The sequence below is a fragment of the Telmatospirillum siberiense genome (assembly GCF_002845745.1).
GTDB classification, from domain to species: domain Bacteria; phylum Pseudomonadota; class Alphaproteobacteria; order Rhodospirillales; family Magnetospirillaceae; genus Telmatospirillum; species Telmatospirillum siberiense.
Genome location: NZ_PIUM01000077.1, coordinates 1 through 1,788, shown reverse-complemented (window position 1 = coordinate 1,788; position 1,788 = coordinate 1). Strand labels below are relative to the sequence as shown.

The 1,788-nt window shown below is 61.0% G+C and carries 2 protein-coding genes; both read right to left on the bottom strand.

From position 1 onward, the window contains the following. Positions 1-371: 371 nt before the first annotated feature. Positions 372-545 carry a hypothetical protein gene (locus CWS72_RS28015; RefSeq protein WP_158240851.1) on the bottom strand — a complete coding sequence of 58 codons (174 nt, stop codon included), beginning with the start codon at positions 543-545 and terminating at the stop codon, positions 372-374. Between the two features lie 28 nt (positions 546-573). Further along, entirely contained in the window at positions 574-1,707 is a 1,134-nt protein-coding gene (locus tag CWS72_RS27260; RefSeq protein WP_101253816.1) for an IS110 family RNA-guided transposase, read from the bottom strand. Positions 1,708-1,788 lie beyond the last annotated feature (81 nt).

Below are 1,788 nucleotides of genomic sequence, written 5' to 3'. Positions count from 1 at the left end.
CACCGGCCTTATATGAGGGGCGGCGTGTCAACGGGAAAGTTTTTTCTGGAAGAGCTTTCTGGTTCAGGCAAGCATGGGGGTTTGGCCGACCATCGGGTCGGCCATGATGGGCAACGAGAGAAGCGGTGAAGGCCGGCTAGGCCTTCGAGTTCCTCACTACTGTTTGGGCCGATCGGCCTGGTTGGGGGGCGCGACGGCTGTCGCTGGGTGGCAGGGTGTTTTTCGCGTTTTGCCGAGCAATCTGAGCCATTGGAACCGCTGAGTCGTTTGGAGTGAGGACGGCCTGCCGAGACGAATGAAGTGACTGAGGGAACCACGGGACACGGGATGTGGGCCTTGTATTGCGGATCCGGTCAAAGACCGCGATCACCTTATATCCGGTTGAGCTTGCTTCGCTCACACCCTAATCCCCCTTGCTTCAGGGTAAAGGCCCAGGACAGGGTGGCGCTCATCTCCGTGTCGGCATAAGCCCAGGCCGGTACCAGCGCACACCCCATCCCGGTTTCGTCGAGGGTTCCCGCCCTCAATTGCTTGATCTCTGGCAAACCACCCGGTTCATTGGGTCCGGTCGTCTCAGTCGGCCAGGATGGCGCCTTCCGGCACGACCCCGGTGGTGGCGAACTTCCACAGAGCGATCAGCAGTTTGCGCGCCATTGCCACGATGGCGATTTTGCGGATACGGCCCTTCAAGTCGCCGACGCGTTCATGGAACCACTTGCTGAGTGCACTGTTGGGCTGCCACTGGAGCCACAGCCAGCCCAACTCGATCATGCTGCTTCGCAGGCGTCCATTGCCGGCCTTGCTGATGCCTTGTTCGCGTTGGATCCCACCACTGCGCCACGGACTGGGCACCAGGCCGGAATAGCTGCCGATCTCGCTGCGGTTGGCAAAGTCCTTGTACAGGCATTCACAGGCCAGAACTGTCGCCAACACCGGCCCAATGCCCTTGAACCGCATCAGCATCCGGATGATGCGGCCGATCCGCGTATTCCACATCGCCAGATCGGCCATCTCCTTTTCAACTTGCTTCAAGGCCTCTTGGACCAACCTCAATCGTTCGACTTCGCGTTCAATCTCGCGAAGTAATTGCAGCGGCAAGGGACGACCATCGCCGGTACTCTTTTCCTTCAGACGATCCTGGAAATCCGGTCGCAGCGGGGTGACGTGATAGATCCCCTGTACGGCCAGCAGCCCCTTGATCCGGTTGCTATGCGCGGTGCGCTCGCTCTGCAGGCGCTCGCGTTCGCGCGGCAACCGGCGGGCATCTTCCTCCTCGACGCTGGGCACCCGGCACACCGAACAGGCCCGCGGTTCACCGCGCTCGTGGGCCATCACCGCCCGCAGCAGCATCTCCACGTCCAGACCATCGCTCTTCGCCCGCCGCTGGCGCCGGTCGACCGGAAGACTGGCCGGATCCAACACCAAAACCTCGAGACCGCGCTGTTGCAGGATGCGGGAAAGCCAGAAGCCGTCCCGCCCAGCCTCGTAGCAGAGCACAACGCGCTCGCAGCCGGCGGCCTTTCGCGCCCGGCTAATCAGCTCCATCAGACGATCGAGGTCACTGCAAGAAATCTGATGGCGACTGATCTTGCCGTTACGGGGGTCGACCAGGCCGATCACCCAACTGCTCATGCTCAGTTCAACGGCGACGTAAATCGTGGCAGCATGCTTATGGGCGACGGGCACGACGAGGGCTTGATGCGTCATAGCAATATCCTTCTGAGGCTTTGAACACCCGAAGGATATCAATCCTTCCTAATGTCCGCCGCCTCATAGGATCTCCGTGCC